Here is a 20,281-nt window from a genome sequence, read left to right as displayed (position 1 = left end):
TGGCGATAGTATGGGGCGCGCCCTGTTTCCACAAGAGGGAAAACAGGGAAATGCTGGTACTATCAACGTCATGCAGCGAATCGATAAGTTGTTTGAGCAAATCAGGGCCTGCCGTCTGTGTGAGGCTCATCTGCCGCTGGGGCCTCGTCCGGTGATCCGCGGGGCCGAGAGTGCCCGCTTGCTGATCATCGGTCAGGCGCCCGGCACCCGGGTGCATGCCAGCGGTATCCCGTGGGATGACCCCTCCGGTGACAGGCTGCGTCAGTGGCTCGGGGTCGATAAGGCCACCTTTTACGACGAATCCCGCATCGCCATCATGCCGATGGGGCTCTGTTATCCCGGCAGGGGAAAATCCGGCGATCTGCCGCCGCGCCCAGAATGTGCGCCCACCTGGCACGACAAGGTATTGATGCTGTTGCCCAATATCGAACTGACCCTGCTGATCGGCCAGTATGCACAAGCCCATTACCTGCGGGGAGCTGCCAAGGGATCGCTCACCGACACGGTGCGCAGCTGGGCTGACTATGGCCCAGGCTGGCTGCCGTTGCCTCACCCTTCACCGCGCAACACCCTCTGGCTCAAAAAGAATCCCTGGTTCGAGCAGGAGGTCATCCCTCATCTGCAGCAAAGGGTCGCCCCTTTGCTGAAACGACCCTGAGTATTAGACCGCTGGCTCGGCCAGCGGCTTTGGCTTGCTGCGCGCCATGGCGATAAGCGGCAGGACGATACAGATACAGCCCAGCAGCAGCGGCAGACCCGGCTGCTCGTCAAACAGCCATACCCCGATGGCCACCGCCATCAGCAGACCGGTGTACTCCGCCGAGGCGATCTTGCTAGCCTCCGCCTTGCGATAGGCCACCACGCACAATCCCGCATAGACCATGATCAGCGCCGAAGATCCGAAGGCGGGCCACCACATCTGCCACTGCCAGTCGCCCCCTTCCCACAGTGCCAGCGCCATAATGAAGGGCATGCTCAGCACGTTGGTGAAAAACAGGGTCTGGGCGATGGGCTGCTTGAGCGGGATCCGCTTGATCAGCAGATTGTTGAGCGCCATCGACAGCGCTACCCCGAGCGCCGCCAGTGCGGCCCAGTTCACTTCGGTCGGGCGCAGCACGATCAGTACCCCGATAAATCCGATGACTGCGGTCAGCACCTTCTGGCGCGAGATCGCTTCCCCCGCCATCCACACCGCCAGCGGTACCATCATCAGCGGCGCGGCATAGAAGAGGGCGTTGGCAGTGGCGAGCGGCAAGCGGGTGAGGGCCACTACCATCAGACAGACGCCGACCGCCCAGATATGGGCCCGCAGCAGGTGCCACTTGATGGCCACCGGTGGATTGCGGCGCCATGACCAGAGCAGCCAGGGCATCAGCAGAATGGCGGCCGAGAGCTGGCGGAAAAAGACAAACTGGAAGATGGGCTGATCCGGCTCCAGTACCTTGACCAGCGCATCGGAAAAAACCGCCACCATATTGCCCAGCACCAGATAAAGGATGCCGATCCCTACTGCATTCATACCACCTCCCACTTCAGATGAGGGGAGGGTAGCGTGCCGGTTGATATCCAGTAAAATGATAAAAAATGACCATTCATGAGATATTTAGATAATGAAGCTTCCTCCCCTGCGTGCGGTGCAATATTTCGAGGTGGTGGCCCGGCTGCTCAGCTTCTCCCGCGCCGCTCTGGAACTGAACGTCAGCCAGAGTGCGGTCAGCCACCAGATCCGTCTGCTGGAGGATTTTCTGGGTGAGCGCTTGCTGCTGCGTCAGGGGCGGTTGCTCTCGCTGACAACCCAGGGGGAGAGCTACTTCGAAGGGATTGCTGCCGGGCTTAGCCAGATTGCCCAGAGCAGCGAACAGCTGCGCGGTGGCGGCGAGATGCGGTTGCGCCTCGCGGTCTACAGCTCGTTTGCGGTTAAGTGGCTGATCCCGCGGTTGGCTGGATTGCGCCAGCTCTACCCCGAGCTGGACTTGAGTCTGGAGATGGTGGCGGAAGATCCTGAGCTATCTGATAGGGTGGCGGATTGCTTTATCACAGTCTCACCCCACGGACGGGGCTACTGCCACGATCTTATCTATCAGGAGCGGCTCTTTCCGGTCTGTAGTCGCCGCCTGTTGCAGCAGATCAGCGGGGAGTGGCCTGAGGCCATCTGGCAGTTGCCGCTGCTGTCGGTGCAGTCCATCTACAAGGCGCGGGGGGAGGATTGGCAGCGCTGGGCCAAGGCCGGCGGGCTGGTTATTCCGGACGAGGCACGGATGCACCACTTCAGCCATGTGCTGTTGGCGATGGAGGCGGCGGCCTGGGATCAGGGGGTGGCGTTCGTGAATGACTACATGTTGCGGCCCGATGATCCCCAGCTGGTGGCTTTGCCGGTACACCAGCTGGAGACGGGGGATGCCTTCTATTTCACCTGCAAGCGCTCGCGGGCCCATGAGCCCGCCATCAGCCGGTTGCGCCAGTGGCTGATGATGGAGACACGCCAGAGTATGCCGCTCTAGCGCGGCATCAAGCTTTCTTGAACTGGCTTAGGACAAACAGGCTGGTGGCGCAGACGACGACAGAGGGGCCTGCCGGAGTATCTTGATACCAGGAGAGGGTCAATCCACCCAGCACGGCGAGACAGCCAATCAGCGCGGCAAAGCCGGCCATCTGCTCCGGTGTCTGGCTAAAGCGGCGGGCGGTAGCGGCAGGGATGATCAGCAGGGAGGTGATGATCAGCGCCCCGACAAACTTCATCGCTACGGCGATCACCAGCCCGATCAGCAGCATCAGCACGCAGCGCAACACGTCGACCCGGATCCCCTCGACCCGCGCCAGCTCTTCCGAGATGGTCATGGAGAGCAGGGGATCCCAAAGTCGCCACAGGGTGAGCAGCACCAGCGCGCCACCGCCGTAGATCCAGAGCAGGTCCATCGGTTGTACCGAGAGCAGGTCGCCGAACAGGTAGGCCATCAGATCCACCCGCACGTTATCCATAAAACTCAAGGTAACCAGACCGAGAGACAGGGCGCTGTGGGCCAGAATGCCGAGCAGGGTATCGGTCGCCACCTGCTGGTTGCGACTCATGATCACCAATAGCATTGCCATGGCGAGGCAGCAGACCACTACCGCCAGGGTGAGATCGACCTGCAGCAGAATGCCCAGCGCGATGCCGAACAGGCAGGCGTGGGAGAGGGTGTCGCCAAAGTAGGCCATCTTGCGCCATACCACGAAGCTACCTAGGGGGCCGGCCAGCAGGGCAATGCCGAGACCGGCCGCGAGGGCGTATAACAGAAAGCTGTCCACTTGAATGTCCTGTTGCTTGCGCTATTTACTGTGAGCGTTGTTGCGAGAAGGCAGGCGGATGACGGGGGCCTGCGGTTCATGATGATGGTGTTCGCCGTCGCAGTGGTGATGGTGGGTATAGACCGCCAGCACCTCCTGCTCCGGGCGCCCGAACAGGCGGGCAAATTCGGGATGGCGGGCCACGCTTTCCGGCTCGCCATGACAGCAGACGTGGCGATTGAGGCAGATCACCTCGTGGGTGCTGGCCATCACCAGATGTAGGTCGTGGGAGACCATCAGCACGGCGCAATTGAATTCGGCGGCGAGCTGGCCGATCAGGGCGTAGAGCTCGATCTGGCCGGTGATATCGACCCCTTGCACTGGCTCATCCAGCACCAGCAGCTCGGGCTTGACCAGCAGGGCGCGAGCCAGCAGCACCCGCTGCATCTCGCCTCCGGAGAGCTTCTGCATCCGGTTCTCAAGTAATCCTTCTGCGCCCACCCGGGTCAGCGCCTCCTCGATGGAGAGGCGGCTGTTTTTGCCCAGTTGCAAGAAGCGGCGCACCGTCAGCGGCAGGGTGGGATCCAGATAGAGGCGCTGGGGCACATAGCCGACTCTCAGATCGCGGCTGCGGGTGATCTTGCCCGAATCCGGCGTGAGCAGACCCAGCACCAGCTTGCTCAGGGTGCTCTTGCCCGCCCCGTTGGGGCCGACGAGCGTGGTGATTTTGCCTTTATTGAGGGTAAAGGAGACCTTGTCGAGCACAGAGCGTCCATCAAACGAGAGAGAGACCTCTTTCAGCTCTACCAGTTGGCTCATGACAACTCCGGGGTTTACAGCCAGTGAGAGTTATAATATAACAAAAAGCGGCTGTTATATTATCACATACTCATCCCCTGACGAGATTCACCAATGAGAATTATTGCGCTTTTCACTGCCCTGCTGGCGGTGACTTTGCCTGTTCGTGCCATTGAGGTACTGACCACCATCAAGCCCCTTGGCTTCATCGCTGCGGCGATCACTGACGGGGTGAGCGAGCCCAAGGTATTGCTGCCGACCGGTGCCTCTCCCCACGATTTCTCCCTGCGTCCGTCCGATATTCGCAGCATCAACAGTGCTGGGCTGGTGGTGTGGGTTGGCCCCGAGCTGGAAGGGTTTATGGCCAAGCCGCTGGCCAATCATTCCCATGCTTTGGCCCTGACTCAGGTTGAGGGAATGCCGCTGTTCAACTACGCGACTCAGGATAGTCATGACTCCCATGACCATGATGATCACGATCATGCCGCCCACGAGCACGGTGACCATGATGAAGGGCATGAAGGACATCATCACGAAGGGGTCGATCCCCATATCTGGCTTGGCCCGACGCAGGCCAAAGTGATTGCCAAGGCGATCGCAAGTGAATTGGGCAAGCTGGATCCGGTCAATCAGGCTCGCTATGACGCCAACCTCGCGGCATTTGATACCAAGGTGGATGCCAAAGACAAGGTGATTGCTGGCCAAATGAAGGCGGTGAATGAGAAGGGGTACTTTGTCTTCCACGAGGCGTATGGCTACTGGGAGCGCCACTACGGCATGAGTTCAAAGGGTCACTTTACCGTGAGCCCTGAGCGTCGCCCGGGCGCCAAGACCCTGGTGGATATCCGCAAGGCACTGGAAGAGAAGCAGGCGAGCTGCATTTATGCCGAGCCGCAATTTTCACCGGCAGTGATCGAATCGGTGGCACGCAATACTGGCGCCAAGGTGCTGTTGCTTGATGAGGTGGGTGAACAGGTGCCGCTCGGCCCGGATGGTTATCCCCAATTCATGCAACAACTGGCAGACGCATTTGCCCAATGTCGCTGATTAGCGGCTGAGTCTCTCATCCGGACGGACTATACTGACCTCCAGCATCTGACATGGAGTGTCCGGTATGAAATGGTTGTTGATCCCGGCCTGCACACTGGCGCTATGTTGCGCCAGTGTGCAGGCTTCGCGCCTTTCCGAATATATTGCCAGCCCCGATCTGCGGGCCAAACTGCAGGAGGTGTACGGTGGCCGCGCCATCCAGCGGGCCGAGGCATTCTCTCGTCTGCTCACTCCCAGAGCGGGAACCACGGATCAGCAGAAGATCGAGCTGGTGAACAACTACTTCAACAATCTCACCTACAGTGAAGACCCCAAGCTGTGGGGAGATGAGGATTACTGGGCCAATCCGCTGGAGTTCATCGGTGCCCGGGGTGGGGATTGCGAGGATTACAGCATCTCCAAGTACTACACCCTGATGGAGCTGGGGGTGGATGAGAAGAAGCTGCGGTTAGCCTACGTCAAGGCGGTGCGTTACAACCAGTTCCACATGGTGACGCTCTACTTCCCGACACCCAAGGCTGATCCACTGGTGCTCGACAACATCAACAGCCGGATCCTGCCGGGTAGCAAGCGTACCGATCTCATTCCCGTTTACAGTTTCGATGCCAAAAGCATCTGGATCATGAAGTCACGGCGGGAAGGGACGCTGGCGGGGAGTGCCGATCGGCTGGCGCAGTGGACATCGATGAAGACCCGTTTCTCCAGCGAGCAACTGCGCTCTCCTCGTCGTCAGCTATAGCTTGCCCGCCGCCTTCAACTCATCGAAATATTTCGCCGCGCCCGGATGCTGTTCAATGCTCAGCACAGGGCCGGTTTTATTGCGTGCCCGGTGAAACATATTGGCGTAGCCATAAGTTTGCTCATTGAATTTGGTTTGCTGGGTCAGCATGGCCTTGGTCAGGCGATAGACAGACTCTTCCGGCATGGTGGCATTGGTAACCAGGGTGGCGGCAATAGCAAAGGTGGGCGTCGCCTTCAGATTGCCGGGGTAGATGCGGGCAGGCACCTGACTGCGTTGGTAATATTTGACACCCTTGAGTAGCTGATCCCGGGTGGCCCCATCGACGGGGAGGAAACTGACCGCGCAACGTTTGGCGGTGTCGAGCACAATCCGGTTAGGGTGTCCCATCACCAGTGCAAATGCATCGATCTGCTTGCTACAGAGCGCATCCGGCAGGTTGGCCATGCTCTTCAGATCGAGATCCTGTTCTTTCGCTCCCAAGATGTTGAACAGGGCCAGCGCCGTCTGGCGGGTACCCGAGTTTTTCAACCCCATATCGATGGGGGCGAGCTTGAGCTGTTCCAGTGACGTGATATCTCCATCGGCACGTATCACTATGGTGAAGGGCTCTGCATGGGTGGCAAATAGTGCGCGCAGCTCAGGTTGCGGCTGCGTGGCAAAAGGGCCCAAGCCCTTGCTTGCCTGATACAGCCAGTCTGACTGCACCATGGCGTAGGAGGACTCGCCACTCTTCAGTCGCTTCAGGTTTTCTATTGAACCCGATGAGCTCTGCAGTTTGCACGCAAGTTGCTCGTCGACCTCATGAGCCAGACGGCAAAATTCTTTGGTTATCTGGTGATAAATCCCCTGCTCACCCCCGGTGGCGATAGTGACGGTTTCAGCCATCAGGCAGGGTTGCCACAGCAGGGGCAACAGCATGGCGAGCTTCTTCATGATTGCGTCTCCTTGGCATAACCATCGATACCCCAGGTCCGCAGTTTGTCGATGTCGCGACACTCTCCCGATTCTGCCAGCAGGGTATAACCGGCGGCATGCATGGTCTGGGAGAGCAGATTCCAGTAGAGCGGTGCATCGGTCAGCTGGCAGCTGATAAAAATGGGATTGAGCGGGTCAAGTTGATTGAAGGTATCCGCATTGAGGGGAATGGCGCTGAAGGCGAGCTCACACCCCTGTTCCTGCAACGCAGCCAAGGTAGACTGGCCGTGGGCGGGGAATGTGGCTACATCCCAGCGCCAATCCAGTGTTTTTCCTCGCCCCTGGCTTAGCAGAGGGGCGATTTCGGACCATTGCGGGTGATTGAGCAGGGAGAGGGGCAGCAAGATCCCCTCTATATGGGAGCGCTGCCATAACTCCAGGGTGCTATGGATGGTCGCGAGATCGCTGTCGGCTCCGAGGGGCTGACTGGGCAAGAAACGCTGATAGAGCGCGATCTCCCCTTGTGTGGAGACAAATTTTTGCAGTTGCCCGCCTTCCGGCAGTGGGCTCACTCCTTGCAGCGGCTGTGGGGGCGTCAGTGGCAGCTGTTTTCCCAGCTGGGTGATTTTGAGTCGTTGTTGCAGCAGATCCCGTTTGCGTTCGGAAACCAATTGGTTGATGGAAAGTGCCACTTCTTTGAGGTCTTGCAACCAGGGAGTGGGCAGGGTGCTGTTGAACTGGTGTTTGCGGATACGGATCAGCTGCAGGTTGATCTGCTCCAGGGGCTGCAGCAGGCGTTTGCACACCAGGGAGATGATCAGGGTAAATACGACGAGGCCCGCCAACAGCGCCAGACCGGTGCGACTGATGGCATTCCACAGGTGCTGATAGGCGTAGCCGCTATGCCCCTCAAGGGTCAGAGTGCCCAGCATGCGCCAGCCATCTGTCAACTCTTGCTCAATTTTGACGGGTGGCATGCCGATAACAGAAGGGAGCCAGCCAGGGACATTTTGCTGGGTAGAGTGGAATACCTTCTGAAACAGCAATTGGCCATCCGGATCAACCAGAATAACCGAGCTGACGAAGCCGCCGTCAAACATGGCATTGACAATGGTTTCGGCCAGCACCTGATCATCATTGAGCAGGGTGCCTTGAAGTACCAGTCCAAGGGCTGTGATGGCGGTCTCCAGATTGGCCGACATCTGATCAAGGATTGACTGGCGGACCGTGGAGACTTCAAGAACGAACAACATAACTGCACCAATCAGGAACAGTACAAGGATTATCCAGCGCAACAGTTTTGATAACGTCATATCCACTCCATGGAAAAATTATCGCAACATTTGAATTTTTAATGCCGAATCGAGTCCGACCCGGCTCTTAAAAATAGGAAAAAATAGTTAAAAAAGGCGATCATTTCTGCCCATCAGGGCGTGTTATGCATAAAATGTGAGGTTCATGCAGATTGTGATGAACTATTTGTAATTTGTTTTGTCCAAAAAACAGTTTTATACGGTTTTGTCACAACTGACATCGCAATACTCTCTCTTGGATCTAAATACAGGATAGCGGATGAAACGTCTCCGTCCCTTGGTAGCACAGGCTGCCAATTGGGAACCACCGGTTCCCCGCAAACATTTTTACGCCATGCTGATGCTGACGGCCATGACCCTGTCAGCAGTGGCATTGCTGCCAGCGCCGGGGGATATCCTGGAGCGGCCTCTTCGCCTTGAGTTGCCCATTGATACCGCCGGTACAGCAACCAACGAAAACAACACCGATTTTAACGAAATCCCCGACCACGAACTGGTTGATCAGAGTGCGGCAGAGGACGATATCCCTGTTGATACCGCACCGCAGTGGCAGGATTACCGAGTGCGTAATGGTGAGAACCTGACCGCCATTTTTAACAATCTGGGACTCTCTACCACTACTCTCTACAAAGTACTTGATGCGGACAGCAAGAACTATCTGGCCAGATTGAAACCGGGCCAGACCATAGAGCTGCTGATCGATCAGGACAACATTCTGCAACAACTCAAGATCCGCTTGAACATCAAGCAGACGCTGGTGATGTCGCGCAGTGACGATGCTTATACTGCCTCCATGATCAACGAGAAGGTCGAGTGGCAGCCGCAGCGTTACAATGGCGTGATCAACGGCAGTTTCTATGTCAGTGCCCGCAATGCAGGCATTCCTGCCACTCATATCCAGAAGATTGCCAACCTGTTCCAGTGGCGGATGAACTTTGCTCAGGATCTGAAAAAGGGCGATAAATTCAAGGTTTTGGTACGCCAGGAGACGGTCGAGGGCAAGAGCACCGGTAACAGCCAGCTGCTGGGTGTGGAAATGATCAGTCAGGGCAAGACGGTGTCGGCCTGGCTCTCCGATGATGGCAACTATTACGATGGTCAGGGCAACAGCCTGGAGCGCGGTTTCCGCCGTTATCCGACCCACAGTCGTTACCGGATCAGCTCAAACTTCAACCCCGCTCGCAAGCATCCTGTGACTGGTGCTATCCGTCCCCACGAGGGGACCGACTTTGCCGTTCCGGTGGGTACCCCGGTACTGGCCACGGGTGACGGTGTGGTCCAGAAGGCGACCAGCCACCCGCTGGCGGGTACCTATATCGTAATCAAGCACGGTCGAACCCTCTCTACCCGTTATCTGCACCTGAGCAAGTTGCTGGTCAAAACCGGTCAGCGGGTGAAGATGGGCGACAAGATCGGCCTTTCCGGCAACACCGGTCGCTCGACTGGTGCTCACTTGCATTACGAACTGCGGATCAACAACCGTCCGGTTAATGCCATGACCGCCAAGCTGCCGATGGCTGAACCGCTCAGTGGCAAGGAGCGTCGCCAGTTCCTGGCCAAGGTGAAGAGCTACCGCAAGGAGCTGGCCGCCGGCTAATCGCTGTAGCCACTAGCTGAAATGAAAAGGCCCCGCCAGACTGGCGGGGCCTTTTTTGCATGCGTCAGTAACCCTTGTCGAAGTCAATCTTGCCATCCAGTGGCTGGCCATCGATAAAGCGAATGTAGTTGCGTACAAATATCTGGGCCACATCCTCTGGAAAGCTGTAGGCGCTGTTGTGGGGGGTGACGATTAGGTTGGGTTGTCCCCACAGTGGACTGTCGGCGGGCAGCGGCTCCTGCTCGAATACATCCAGCACCGCCATTGCCAGCTTGCCGGTACGCAGTGCGGTGAGCAAATCGCCCGAGTGTACAGCGCTGCCACGACCGACGTTGAACAGGATGGCGCCCGGTTTGCAGTGTTCGAAGCGGGCGGCATTGAAGAGATGACGGGTATCGCGGGTGGCAGGCAGCACGCTGACGATGACATCGGCCTGCGCCAGCATCTTGTTGAGCGCAGGCAGCTGATAAACCTGGTCAAACCCGGGACGCTCCCGACCACTGCGGCTGATGCCCAGCACCTTCATACCAAAATGTTTGCCGGTGTGGGCGATATGCTGGCCAATGCTGCCGGTACCCAGGATCAGCATGGTTTTCCCTTTGAGCCCCTGATAGGGGTGACTCTGCCAGAGTCGTTGTCTTTGTTGTTCCCGATAGAGAGGAAGTTGGCGTGTCAGACTGAGCAGATGACCAAAGACATACTCACTCATCAGCGGGCCGAAGATGCCGCGCACGTTGGTGAGCTGATAGTTGCGACGACTGTCCGGATCGAGCAGCACGTCGACCCCGGCATAGGTGGACTGGAACCAGCTCAGCTTGTTGGCTTTGGGCAGCAGTGGCTTGGCGCGGGCTGGCTCTGCCAGCAGAATATGGGCCTCGCCGATAAGTTGTTCGGCATCGCTCGGGTTGTCGGCCCGCAGAATGCGCAGATGAGGGAGGTTGGCCGCCTTGAGCAGACGTTCGTAGTGAGCATTATCCTGGCTGAGCAAAAGAAGGGTACGTTGGCTCATACTCTTGTTCCTTATCAGAATTTGCGGCGCGACAAGATGCCGCTCTCGTCCCATCTTACCCGAGTTGCCAGCGCAACATAGCCGACCAGGGCGCTTTTTCGTTTTCGCCACGCCCCTCGTGGGCTACAATCTGCCCCACATTTTGCAAAGGATCCGACTCCAGTGTTTGGTGACAAGTTTTATAAGCGACTGGCCGAGCTACAGCCTTGGCAACAGACCGTCTACACCCTGGCGCTGGCAGAGCGCATGTACCCCAACTATGCCCTGTTCAGCCAGGCTTCCGGTTTTGGCAATGCAGATGCCTTCCGGCACGCGCTGGATCAGATGTGGAACTATCTGACCGTCAAGGGCTCACGTGTCAATCTGGGAGCCATTCTCGAAGAGTTCGAAGCCCATATTCCGGATCCCCGCAAGTTTGAATCCTACGGCGCCTATCCGGCGCTGGATGCCTGTGTGGCACTGGGCTGCGCCTACAACTCGGTGATCTGCCGGGTTGGCGAAGAGGCCAACGATGCCAGCCATGCCTCCGTTGGCACTGTGGCCGGTTTTATCGAGCTGCTGGAGGAGCGGGATCTGACAGAAGAGGAGCTCTACGAGCACGAGTACATGGAGGCCGAGCTGGAGTTTCAGGTCGAGTTGCTCAAGCGGGTTGCCCATGAGCGCGACAGCGATCGTATCCTGGCCATCAGAGCATTCGCCTCTCAGGATGGTGTCTCCAATATCGGTATCAGCCTGGAAGAGTAATTATCTCCGGTGCCTGATAGACAAAAGCTCCCGGTCGGGAGCTTTTTTTATGTCTGTCATTCTGTGGCTGTTTAAGCTTGCTCTTCGGTCAGGGGTCTGACGCTCAGCACCGGGGCAGCGTCGATTTCGTCTGCATTCATCATGGTGGAGATGCGTTGCAGGGAGGAGAGCAGCAGGGTCTGCTCCCACGCTTCCAGCGCCTGAAAACGTTGGATGAAGCGCTCTTGCAGCGGGGTAGGGGCCTGAGCCAGCAGGGCGCGGCCTGCGTCAGTCAGTGTCGCGTGAACCTTGCGCTTGTCGGTATTGCTGCGAATGCGCTGCACCAGTTGGCGGCTCTCCAATCGGTCCATGATGGTGGTGGCGGTGGCCTGGCTCATGTTGGTGTGATCGGCCAGCTGGCGCATGGAGATCTGTCCCAGCTCGTCGATCCCTTTGAGCAGCAAGAGTTGCGGAGAGGTGAGCCCGGCTTCTTTGATCAGGCGCCTGGAGTGCATGTCGATGGCACGAATAATCTGGCGCAGAGCAACCAGCACTTCATCATGTTTTTCCATGGGGTGTGCGTCATTAGAGGGCTATGGAGAGGCGCAAAATTTTCCGCCTAATTCGTTACAAGGTCAATATGGTTTTTGTTGTAATGATTTTTGCTCTAATTAATTTTGTGTTAGGTTGACGGGCATTTCACGGAATTCACCCTGACATTTGAGGAGCGAAATGATGAATGACGAGCTGGATATCAAGTCTCTGGTGGCCGAGTTACGTGTGGTCAGAGTGCGCTACGAACTGCCGGATACCTCGGCTTTTGTGCGCTATCAGCCTGCCTATGATGAAGACCCGAACAACCTCAAGGTACACCACTATGATGGTGAGTTACCCCTCTCTTGTAGTGAGACAGGTACTTTCAACCTAAAGGAGTTGGTGAACGAATTGCGCTACGCCTATGTGCTGGTGCACCTCTTTCCTGACGAAAGTGCCATGAACTTCTATCTGACCGGCCTAGATACCGGCCTGGCCCAGTTGGAGTTCATCGGTGGCTCTTACGACTTCAACCGGCTCTGGATCACCAGCGGTATCTCCAATCTGGGCGTCCCCATGGCCATCTTCCTCGGCAAGCGTCACGCCGTGAATGGCCAGCCCTCGGTTTCGCTGGTGGATCACCGCGAACAAGCAGCTGGCAAGCTGGTCTATCGCGCTATCGGCGGGGCCGGTGATCATGTGGGCGAAGACTTTTTCAACAACGACTAAGGAGGCTGGATGCGAGCAAGCAAAGGGCTATTGAAAGGCCTCAACCCCACCATGGCCATGACGGCCCTCACCGTTATCACCCTGTTTTTACTGTTTGGCGTTTTTGTTCCCGATACCGCAGCCGCCTGGTTTGTCGGTGCCAAGGATCAGATTATTGCCGGGTTCAAGTGGTACTACATTCTGGTAGTCGCCCTGTTCCTGTTCTTCGCTGTCTACCTGATGTTCAGCCGTTTTGGCAGCATCCGGCTGGGTGACGACGACCAGGTACCGGAGTTCGGCTACTTCGCCTGGTTCTCCATGCTTTTTAGCGCGGGCATGGGTATCGGTCTGGTGTTCTGGAGCATTGCCGAGCCGATGAACCATCTGCAGGGCAATCCATTCATTACCGAAGGGATGACCCCGGAAGCGGCCCAGATCGCTATGCGCCTCACCTTCTTCCATTGGGGTCTGCACCCTTGGGCAATCTATGTGATCGTTGGCCTGTCGCTGGCCTTCTTCAGTTATCGCCGCAAGTTGCCGCTGGCGATCCGCTCTGTGCTTTATCCCATCCTTGGCGAGCGGATCTACGGCTTCTGGGGCCATGCGGCCGATGTGCTGGCTGTGTTCGGTACCGTGTTCGGGGTGGCGACCTCCCTCGGTCTGGGGGTCTCCCAGATGAATACCGGTCTCAACCAGATGTTCGGCATGGACGTATCGCAATCCAACCAGCTTTGGCTGATTGGTGGCATTAGCCTGATCGCCACTCTGTCCGCAGTCTCCGGGGTCGGGCGCGGGGTGAAGATCCTCTCTGAGCTCAATATCTGGCTGAGCGTGTTCGTGCTTGCGCTCTTTCTGGTGTTGGGGCCGACCACCTATATCCTCAACGCCTATGTGCAGAACATTGGTGATTACCTGCAGAACATCGTCAAACTGAGCTTCTGGACCAACACCGAGGCCAACGGCACTTCGGCCTGGCAGTCGAGCTGGACGGCGTTTTACTGGGGCTGGTGGATTGCCTGGGCGCCGTTTGTCGGCATGTTTATCGCCCGCATCTCCAAGGGGCGTACTATCCGCGAGTTTGTGCTCGGCGTGCTGCTGGTGCCCTCGCTGCTCGGCATGTTCTGGCTCACCGTGTTTGGCGGTACGGCGATGAATCTGGAGCTGTTTGGTGGTGGCGGTGTGGTGGCTGCGGTCAATCAGGATGTGACGCTGGCGCTTTACAAGACGGTCGAACTGCTGCACTGGGATACCTTCGGCTGGATCGCCAAGGCTGTGCTGACCCTGCTCATCTGCACCTACTTCATCACCTCCAGTGACTCGGGCACGCTGGTCATCACCACTCTGCTCTCCATCGGTGATCAGGAGCCGCCGGTGTTGCACCGCGCAGTATGGGGTCTTGGGCAGGGGCTGGTTGCGGCCATCCTGCTGGTCTCCGGCGGCCTGGCAGCCTTGCAGGCGGCCAGCATTATAGCCGCGCTTCCGTTCTCGGTGATCATGTTGGCCATGTGCTATTCGCTGATACTGGGGCTCAAGCAAGAGAGCCAGCGCCAGTTCGAGTATCGTCAGAACCTCAAGCGCCACGATGGCTCATCCCATATGAGCCTGATGGAGCGAATTGGTCCCGCATAACGGCATCAGAAGGGGGCTGACACCCCTTCCTATGCAAACCTGGATGCAAAACGGCCGCCCTGGCGATGCTCTCCTTGCGGAGCTCATCATCAGGGCGGCCGTCTGTTATGGGGCCGAGGTTACTCTTCGATAAAGGTCCACTCATCCTTGATGCGGCTGATGGCATCGGTCCGCTTTTTGGCGAGCTGCTCCTTGATCTCTTCCCCTTTGAAACCGGCTGCCACTATCTCTTTCACCGGCACCGCTTGGGCGGCAGCCAGCGCTTCGGCCACGTAGTCCGGCTCGGCGTAGACCCGCTCCTCGAAACCGGTACGACCGTGGAAGTCGGCGCGACAGGCATCCAGCAGCTGGGCAAAGCGCTCGGGGCGACGCCAGGCATCTGCCTTGTCGAACACCTTGAGCAGGGTGGCGGGCTTGAGCTCAAAGGCGATGTGGATGTGGGTGTGCAGATCGCTCACCAGCAGCGCCAGATCCCGGCACTCGTTGGGTACCCGGAACCGTTCGCACAGGGCGCGAATAAGCGGCAGCCCCTTTTGGCCGTGACCATGATGGCTGGGCCAGAACTCCTTGGGGGTCACTCCCTTGCCGAGATCATGGCAGAGGGCGGCAAAGCGGACGGTCAGCTCGGGGGAGATCCGGCACGCCTGCTCCAGCACCATCAGGGTGTGGATGCCGGTGTCGATCTCCGGGTGCCACTTGGCCGGGGCGGGGACGCCAAACAAGGCATCGATTTCGGGGAAAAGCGCCTTGAGGGCGCCGCACTTGCGCAGCACCTCGATAAAGATCTGCGGGGTTGGCCCCATCAGCACCTTTTCCAGCTCCTTCCAGACTCGCTCCGGCGTGAGGTGGGCCAGCTCGCCAGCGGCCGTCATCTCGCTCATCAGGGCGAGGGTTTCCGGTGCTACGGTAAAGCCCTGAGCGTGGAAGCGGGCGGCGAAGCGGGCAACCCGCAGGATGCGCAATGGATCTTCGGCAAAGGCGGGGGAGACGTGGCGCAGCAGCCGCTTTTCCAAATCCTTGATGCCGCCGTAGGGATCATGGAGCTGGCCCTGATCATCCTCGGCGATGGCGTTGATGGTGAGATCCCGGCGCAGCAAATCCTGTTCCAGCGTCACATCGGGGGCGGCGTGGCAGACAAAGCCGGTGTAGCCCTGACCCTGTTTGCGTTCGGTACGGGCGAGGGCATACTCCTGCTGGGTTTTGGGGTGAAGAAACACCGGAAAGTCGCGACCGACCTGGGTAAAACCCAGCGCCAGCATCTGCTCCACGGTGGCACCGACCACCAGATGATCCCTGTCGCCCTGCGGCAATCCCAGCAGGCGATCCCGCACTGCGCCCCCAACCAGATAAGTCTGCAAACCGTCTCTCCCGTCATCAATCGTGGGGCCGAGTATATCGTCTTTGTGACCGCTTTGCTGCCTGACCACCACCTGCCCACAGCGCCAGTCAGCAGGGCTTTGACTTGGGCGTGGCGAGGCCTTACGCTGCCGCACAAGACAGCTGGCGTGCCGGATGACTTTATGCCCGTGCAGGCCAGATGAGCCGAAGGAACCGCAGAGTTCCCCATATATCAACGACATGAGAACAACGTGAATCAATCAACCTTCGCAAGCAGGGTTCTGGAGTGGTACCAGCTTCATGGCCGCAAAACCCTGCCCTGGCAGCAGGAGAAGACCCCTTACCGGGTCTGGGTCTCAGAGATCATGCTGCAGCAGACTCAGGTCGCTACCGTGATCCCCTATTACCAACGTTTTATGGCACGCTTCCCCGATGTGGTGGCACTGGCTGATGCCCCCGTCGACGAGGTGCTGCACCACTGGACCGGGCTTGGCTACTATGCCCGGGCCCGCAATCTGCACAAGGCGGCCCAGCAGATCCGCGATCACCACCACGGCCTCTTTCCCGAGCGCTTTGACGAGGTGGTGGCGCTGCCGGGCATTGGTCGCTCAACCGCCGGGGCCGTGTTGTCGCTCTCTCTTGGTCAGCCTCACGCCATCCTTGATGGCAACGTGAAGCGGGTGCTCACCCGCTGGCTTGCGCTGCCGGGCTGGCCCGGCCAGAAACAGGTGGAGAACGAGCTGTGGGAGATCGCCATCCGGCTCACTCCCAAGCTGGGTGTGGCGCAATACAATCAGGCAATGATGGATATCGGAGCGACGATCTGCACCCGCAGCAAGCCTGCCTGTGATCGCTGTCCGGTGCGGACCGATTGCCAGGGGCTGTCGCAAGGCAAGCCCACCGCCTACCCCAATAGCAAGCCGAAAAAGAGCATTACGGCACGGGATGGCATCATGTTGCTGATCCGCCATGGCGATGAGTTGCTGCTGGAGAAGCGGCTGCCACAGGGGATCTGGGGCGGGCTCTACTGCTTCCCGCAGGCGGCTTCGCTGGCGGAGGTGGAGGGTCTGCTGGCGTCCCTTGGCCTGAGTTATCACGGTTATCGTGAACTGGCCGGTTTTCGCCATACATTCAGTCACTTCCACCTCGATATCCAGCCGTTGCTGATTGACATTGATGAGGCGCAGCCGCTGCGGCTCATGGAAGCAGATAACCGACTCTGGTATAACTTACGCCATCCTGCCGAGGTGGGGCTGGCGGCCGCCACGGCCCGTCTGCTCGCCTATCCAGAGTTACAACCATAGAGGTCAACATGAGCCGTACTGTATTTTGCCAACGCCTGAAAAAAGAGGGCCCGGGTCTGGATTTCCAACTCTATCCCGGTGAGCTCGGCAAGCGGATTTTTGACAACATCAGCAAGGAAGCCTGGGCCGAGTGGCAGAAGAAGCAGGTGATGCTGATCAACGAGAAAAAGCTCAACATGATGAATCTTGAGCATCGCCAACTGCTGGAAAAAGAGATGGTCAGCTATCTGTTTGATGCAGGTGAAGTGCAGATCGAAGGTTACACCCCTCCCAGCCAGTAAACGATTGAACTGTAGTACCTGTGAGCGGGGAGTGGGCCAAAGGTGGCTAGCCTCCCCTTGTTGACTCGCGGCATATGAATGATGGGCGGCAGTGCCGCCCGGTTTGAGGATCCTATGGGCCGAATTTTCTGGCTGCTGTGCACCCTGCTATTTCTCTCTGCCTGCTCATCCTCCCCCAAGCCCAGCGGGAGTGAGGATGACGATCTCGTCAACGGCAAGGACATCCGCGGTTTTGAACACATGATCAGTGCGCTTTCCCATAATGTGAACGAGATATGGGGACGAGAGGCGCTGTTTGCGGGCAAGTTTGACTACGTCAAATACACGGATCAGTACAAGAGCCGGGCCCATATTGACTTCTCCAGCGGCCATATCATGGTCGAGACTGTCTCCGGCATCGACCCGCGCGCTCACCTGCGTCGCGCCATTATCGAGACCCTGCTTACTCCGGACGATCCAGCCGAAGTGGACCTTTACTCCGATCGGGAAATCATGCCCGGTGGCGAGCCTTTCCTCTACGGTCAGGTGCTGGACAATCAGCGCCAGCCTATTCGTTCATCCTGGCGTGCCGAGCGCTACGCCGACTATCTGCTCAACACTGCGATGAAGAAGCGTACACTGGGGATTCGCACCATCTTCTTCGTCGATATTCCCATGGTGGCCAACCACGAAGACAGGCGGGGCTACAAGTATGCCAGCCTGATCCGTGAAGCTTCCCGCAAATACGGGGTCTCTGAAAGCCTGATCTATGCGGTGATCAAGACCGAGAGCAGCTTCAACCCCTATGCGGTGAGCCATGCGAATGCTTATGGACTGATGCAGGTGATCCCGGCTACCGCGGGTCGTGATGTCTATGTGCGGGTCAAGGGTAAGAGTGGTCAGCCTACCCGGGAAGACCTGTTTAATCCGGCTTACAACATCGATGTCGGTACCGCCTATCTGCACCTGTTGCAGACCGTCTATCTGGCAGATATCCAGGATCCCCAGTCCCGCCGCTATGCGGTGATCTCCGCCTATAACGGCGGTGCTGGCGGGGTGCTCAACACCTTCTCCAGCGATCGCAAGGCGGCCCCCGGCATGATCAACCAGCTCTCCCCCGAGGCGGTCTATCAGGTACTGACCGAACAGCATCCCAAGGCAGAGGCACGGCGCTATCTCTACAAGGTCAATCAGGCCGAGAAGGGATTCAAACGCAGTTTTGCCAGCCGCTCCGGTTAACTGGTTGCAGTCGTCGACAGAAAAAAGAAAAGGGCGCTTTCAACAGCGCCCTTTTTACGTCTGGTGTCCCGTCCTGAATATGGTTTACACCTTTCCTCCCAATAAATGGAGAACCGGATGGGGCAAGGTGTGAAACGGACACAGCGCGATTACTCGCTGACTTTTAAACTGGCGCTGGTCGAGCAGATTGAAAAAGGCGAGCTCACCTACAAACAGGCTCAGGTGCGTTATGGCATTCAGGGCCGCTCCACCGTTCTGGTATGGTTGCGTAAACATGGTCGGCAAGATTGGAGCCAGGGGGCTTCTGTTCGTGCCGGCAGGAGCATCACCATGCCAGACCCCGACAACCAGACGCCCGAGCAGCGTATCAAGGAACTCGAGCAACAGCTGGCGCTGATGAGTCAGAAAGCCCAGTTCTTTGAGGCCGTCGTCGATGTACTGAAGAATGACTACGGCGTCTCTATCGTAAAAAAGCGACCCGGCAAGTCCTCTCGCAGCGGCAAGTCGAGAGGCTGACCATTGTCAGGGCTTGCCTGTTTCTGGGGATAAGCCGGCAGGCTTACTACAAGCGCAATCGGGTCGCCGACGAGCGCCATGCACAGGGCTTGCAGGTGGTGCGCTTCGTGCGTCAGGTTCGACTGCGACAACCTCGGGTGGGCACTCGCAAGCTGCATTATCTGCTGCAGGGTCAGGATGATGGCGGGCTCAAGGTCGGGCGGGACAGGCTGTTTCGGATATTGGCCGAGCACCGCCTGCTGGTGCAGCTTAAGCGGGCGTATCACAAGACCACCCACAGTTTTCACCGTTTCTACCGTCATCCCAACTTGCTCAAAGCGGGACCAGAGCAGGTTACGCCGGTGGCCCCGGAGCAGGTCTGGGTCGCTGATATCACCTATCTGCCAGCCAGGAGCGGGCCGCTGTACCTGAGCCTGGTGACGGATGCCTACTCACGCAAGATAGTGGGCCATCACGTGCACGAAGGGATGCACGCGGAGTCGGTGGCGATGGCGTTCAAGAAAGCGCTGAAGCAACGGTGTGGCAGCGGGGAGCTAATCCATCACTCAGACCGTGGCGTGCAGTATTGCTCGGGACTGTATCAGTCATTACATGAACGGTACGGGGTGAAATGCTCGATGACGGATGGGTATGACTGTTATCAGAATGCGTTGGCGGAGCGGGTGAACGGGATTTTGAAAGGAGAGTTATTGTTGCAAAGCCCGCAGGATTTGGCGCAAGCGCGGGAGATGGTGCGTGAAGCAGTAGATATTTACAACGCGGAGCGGCCGCATCATGCGTTGAAATACAGAACCCCCGATGCGGTACATAGGGGGTTCTGAGTAGAGAAATGCTAGTTGAAAATGTGTAAACCTATTTCAGGACTAGACACTGGCCAGTTCATCGTAGAAGTGGCCTTATTTGGCAATAAAGCCGCCTTTGGCCTTGGGCGCGGCGCCCACCTTTTCCAGGGTTTCTACTTCCACTTCAGTCTTGTTCCAGCTGTGGTCCACTTCACCACGAATGCGGATCAGGTCGTCCGGACCCACTTCGGTGCCGCGCCACACATCCTGATCCACTTCGACCTCAACCTCGCCACTGGCATCGCGGAATAGATAGTTCTCGCCGCCCAGATGCTTGACCAGTTTCCCTTCCAGGGTGGCCCAGCTGTCATCGGCCAGATCTTTCAGTTGAGCAACGGAGACCTTGTTCTGCTCCTGCGGGCCTGTGTAGGCCGCCATGGCAAAAGAGGAGACAGACATCAGGGTTAACAGTCCGATTACGCTTGCGCTTGCCTTGTTCATTTCATACTCCTGTCGTTGGTATGAGGGCATTGTGCTGTGCAGGGCGTGAAACAAGC

Annotated in this window: 21 protein-coding genes; 12 read left to right on the top strand and 9 right to left on the bottom strand. The window is 58.0% G+C overall.

The window, feature by feature from the left end:
- Nucleotides 1-70: 70 nt before the first annotated feature.
- Nucleotides 71-658 carry a uracil-DNA glycosylase family protein gene (locus tag I6L35_RS03250; protein ID WP_043826081.1) on the top strand — a complete coding sequence of 196 codons (588 nt, stop codon included), beginning with the start codon at nucleotides 71-73 and terminating at the stop codon, nucleotides 656-658.
- Between the two features lie 3 nt (nucleotides 659-661).
- Here I6L35_RS03250 and I6L35_RS03245 read toward each other — a convergent pair whose 3' ends face one another.
- Complete coding sequence (locus I6L35_RS03245; protein WP_216979525.1) at nucleotides 662-1,519, bottom strand: DMT family transporter; 858 nt, start codon at nucleotides 1,517-1,519, stop codon at nucleotides 662-664.
- A gap of 91 nt (nucleotides 1,520-1,610) precedes the next feature.
- Here I6L35_RS03245 and I6L35_RS03240 point away from each other — a divergent pair, with 91 nt between their 5' ends.
- On the top strand, nucleotides 1,611-2,501 hold the full coding sequence (locus tag I6L35_RS03240; RefSeq protein WP_040067029.1) for a LysR substrate-binding domain-containing protein: 891 nt from the start codon (nucleotides 1,611-1,613) through the stop codon (nucleotides 2,499-2,501).
- Between the two features lie 7 nt (nucleotides 2,502-2,508).
- On the opposite strand, the gene znuB is transcribed toward I6L35_RS03240, so the two are convergent.
- Together znuB and znuC are read right to left on the bottom strand one after the other, a co-directional pair.
- Nucleotides 2,509-3,288 (bottom strand): zinc ABC transporter permease subunit ZnuB, encoded by a 780-nt coding sequence (znuB, locus tag I6L35_RS03235; protein ID WP_033115078.1) that lies wholly within the window; start codon nucleotides 3,286-3,288, stop codon nucleotides 2,509-2,511.
- A 21-nt stretch (nucleotides 3,289-3,309) separates the two neighbouring features.
- Nucleotides 3,310-4,086, bottom strand: a complete 777-nt coding sequence (gene znuC, locus I6L35_RS03230) for a zinc ABC transporter ATP-binding protein ZnuC (RefSeq protein WP_005363049.1) — start codon at nucleotides 4,084-4,086, stop codon at nucleotides 3,310-3,312.
- Nucleotides 4,087-4,179: 93 nt separating this feature from the next.
- Between znuC and znuA the strand changes: the two genes are divergently transcribed.
- Both znuA and I6L35_RS03220 read left to right on the top strand, forming a co-directional pair.
- Nucleotides 4,180-5,112, top strand: coding sequence for a zinc ABC transporter substrate-binding protein ZnuA (gene znuA / locus I6L35_RS03225; protein ID WP_216979524.1), 933 nt, complete (start codon nucleotides 4,180-4,182; stop codon nucleotides 5,110-5,112).
- Nucleotides 5,113-5,179: 67 nt separating this feature from the next.
- Complete coding sequence (locus I6L35_RS03220; RefSeq protein ID WP_042052461.1) at nucleotides 5,180-5,854, top strand: transglutaminase-like cysteine peptidase; 675 nt, start codon at nucleotides 5,180-5,182, stop codon at nucleotides 5,852-5,854.
- On the opposite strand, the gene I6L35_RS03215 is transcribed toward I6L35_RS03220, so the two are convergent.
- On the bottom strand, nucleotides 5,849-6,790 hold the full coding sequence (locus I6L35_RS03215; protein ID WP_216979523.1) for a TAXI family TRAP transporter solute-binding subunit: 942 nt from the start codon (nucleotides 6,788-6,790) through the stop codon (nucleotides 5,849-5,851). The two genes, I6L35_RS03220 and I6L35_RS03215, sit on opposite strands and share 6 nt — an antisense overlap.
- Nucleotides 6,787-8,085, bottom strand: a complete 1,299-nt coding sequence (locus I6L35_RS03210) for a LapD/MoxY N-terminal periplasmic domain-containing protein (protein WP_216979522.1) — start codon at nucleotides 8,083-8,085, stop codon at nucleotides 6,787-6,789. Before I6L35_RS03210 ends, I6L35_RS03215 begins: the two co-directional genes overlap by 4 nt.
- A gap of 259 nt (nucleotides 8,086-8,344) precedes the next feature.
- Here I6L35_RS03210 and mepM point away from each other — a divergent pair, with 259 nt between their 5' ends.
- The gene (gene mepM / locus I6L35_RS03205; protein ID WP_005343143.1) at nucleotides 8,345-9,682 is read left to right on the top strand and encodes a murein DD-endopeptidase MepM; all 1,338 of its coding nucleotides are present in this window, start codon (nucleotides 8,345-8,347) and stop codon (nucleotides 9,680-9,682) included.
- A 64-nt stretch (nucleotides 9,683-9,746) separates the two neighbouring features.
- Here the strand turns inward: mepM and I6L35_RS03200 are convergent, their stop codons facing one another.
- Complete coding sequence (locus I6L35_RS03200; protein WP_216979521.1) at nucleotides 9,747-10,691, bottom strand: D-2-hydroxyacid dehydrogenase; 945 nt, start codon at nucleotides 10,689-10,691, stop codon at nucleotides 9,747-9,749.
- A gap of 162 nt (nucleotides 10,692-10,853) precedes the next feature.
- Here I6L35_RS03200 and I6L35_RS03195 point away from each other — a divergent pair, with 162 nt between their 5' ends.
- Nucleotides 10,854-11,435 (top strand): YjaG family protein, encoded by a 582-nt coding sequence (locus I6L35_RS03195; RefSeq protein WP_216979520.1) that lies wholly within the window; start codon nucleotides 10,854-10,856, stop codon nucleotides 11,433-11,435.
- 71 nt (nucleotides 11,436-11,506) lie between these two features.
- Here I6L35_RS03195 and I6L35_RS03190 read toward each other — a convergent pair whose 3' ends face one another.
- The gene (locus I6L35_RS03190; RefSeq protein WP_005343146.1) at nucleotides 11,507-11,986 is read right to left on the bottom strand and encodes a MarR family winged helix-turn-helix transcriptional regulator; all 480 of its coding nucleotides are present in this window, start codon (nucleotides 11,984-11,986) and stop codon (nucleotides 11,507-11,509) included.
- A 163-nt stretch (nucleotides 11,987-12,149) separates the two neighbouring features.
- Here I6L35_RS03190 and I6L35_RS03185 point away from each other — a divergent pair, with 163 nt between their 5' ends.
- Together I6L35_RS03185 and I6L35_RS03180 are read left to right on the top strand one after the other, a co-directional pair.
- Nucleotides 12,150-12,677, top strand: coding sequence for a hypothetical protein (locus tag I6L35_RS03185; protein WP_005335836.1), 528 nt, complete (start codon nucleotides 12,150-12,152; stop codon nucleotides 12,675-12,677).
- A 9-nt stretch (nucleotides 12,678-12,686) separates the two neighbouring features.
- A complete protein-coding gene (locus I6L35_RS03180; protein WP_216979519.1) occupies nucleotides 12,687-14,285 on the top strand; it encodes a BCCT family transporter in 1,599 nt (532 codons plus the stop codon).
- Between the two features lie 119 nt (nucleotides 14,286-14,404).
- Here I6L35_RS03180 and I6L35_RS03175 read toward each other — a convergent pair whose 3' ends face one another.
- Complete coding sequence (locus I6L35_RS03175) at nucleotides 14,405-15,643, bottom strand: multifunctional CCA addition/repair protein (RefSeq protein WP_216979518.1); 1,239 nt, start codon at nucleotides 15,641-15,643, stop codon at nucleotides 14,405-14,407.
- Nucleotides 15,644-15,874: 231 nt separating this feature from the next.
- Between I6L35_RS03175 and mutY the strand changes: the two genes are divergently transcribed.
- The 4 genes from mutY to I6L35_RS03155 all read left to right on the top strand — a co-directional run bounded on the left by mutY (nucleotide 15,875) and on the right by I6L35_RS03155 (nucleotide 19,763).
- Nucleotides 15,875-16,927, top strand: a complete 1,053-nt coding sequence (gene mutY / locus I6L35_RS03170) for an A/G-specific adenine glycosylase (protein WP_216979517.1) — start codon at nucleotides 15,875-15,877, stop codon at nucleotides 16,925-16,927.
- Between the two features lie 8 nt (nucleotides 16,928-16,935).
- Nucleotides 16,936-17,208, top strand: a complete 273-nt coding sequence (locus I6L35_RS03165) for an oxidative damage protection protein (RefSeq protein ID WP_005343152.1) — start codon at nucleotides 16,936-16,938, stop codon at nucleotides 17,206-17,208.
- Nucleotides 17,209-17,322: 114 nt separating this feature from the next.
- The gene (gene mltC / locus I6L35_RS03160) at nucleotides 17,323-18,426 is read left to right on the top strand and encodes a membrane-bound lytic murein transglycosylase MltC (RefSeq protein ID WP_216979516.1); all 1,104 of its coding nucleotides are present in this window, start codon (nucleotides 17,323-17,325) and stop codon (nucleotides 18,424-18,426) included.
- A 117-nt stretch (nucleotides 18,427-18,543) separates the two neighbouring features.
- A protein-coding gene (locus tag I6L35_RS03155; protein ID WP_216978836.1) for an IS3 family transposase occupies nucleotides 18,544-19,763 on the top strand; the annotation gives its coding sequence in 2 pieces (ribosomal slippage) (nucleotides 18,544-18,892 and nucleotides 18,892-19,763; 1,221 coding nt in all).
- A gap of 75 nt (nucleotides 19,764-19,838) precedes the next feature.
- Here the strand turns inward: I6L35_RS03155 and I6L35_RS03150 are convergent.
- Nucleotides 19,839-20,225: a YgiW/YdeI family stress tolerance OB fold protein gene (locus I6L35_RS03150; protein WP_216979515.1), complete on the bottom strand. Its 387-nt coding sequence runs from the start codon at nucleotides 20,223-20,225 to the stop codon at nucleotides 19,839-19,841.
- Between the last annotated feature and the right edge of the window lie 56 nt (nucleotides 20,226-20,281).

This window comes from Aeromonas sp. FDAARGOS 1405, from assembly GCF_019048265.1.
In the GTDB taxonomy this organism is placed as follows: Bacteria; Pseudomonadota; Gammaproteobacteria; order Enterobacterales; family Aeromonadaceae; genus Aeromonas; species Aeromonas veronii_A.
This window is presented reverse-complemented; position numbering and strand designations above follow the sequence as displayed.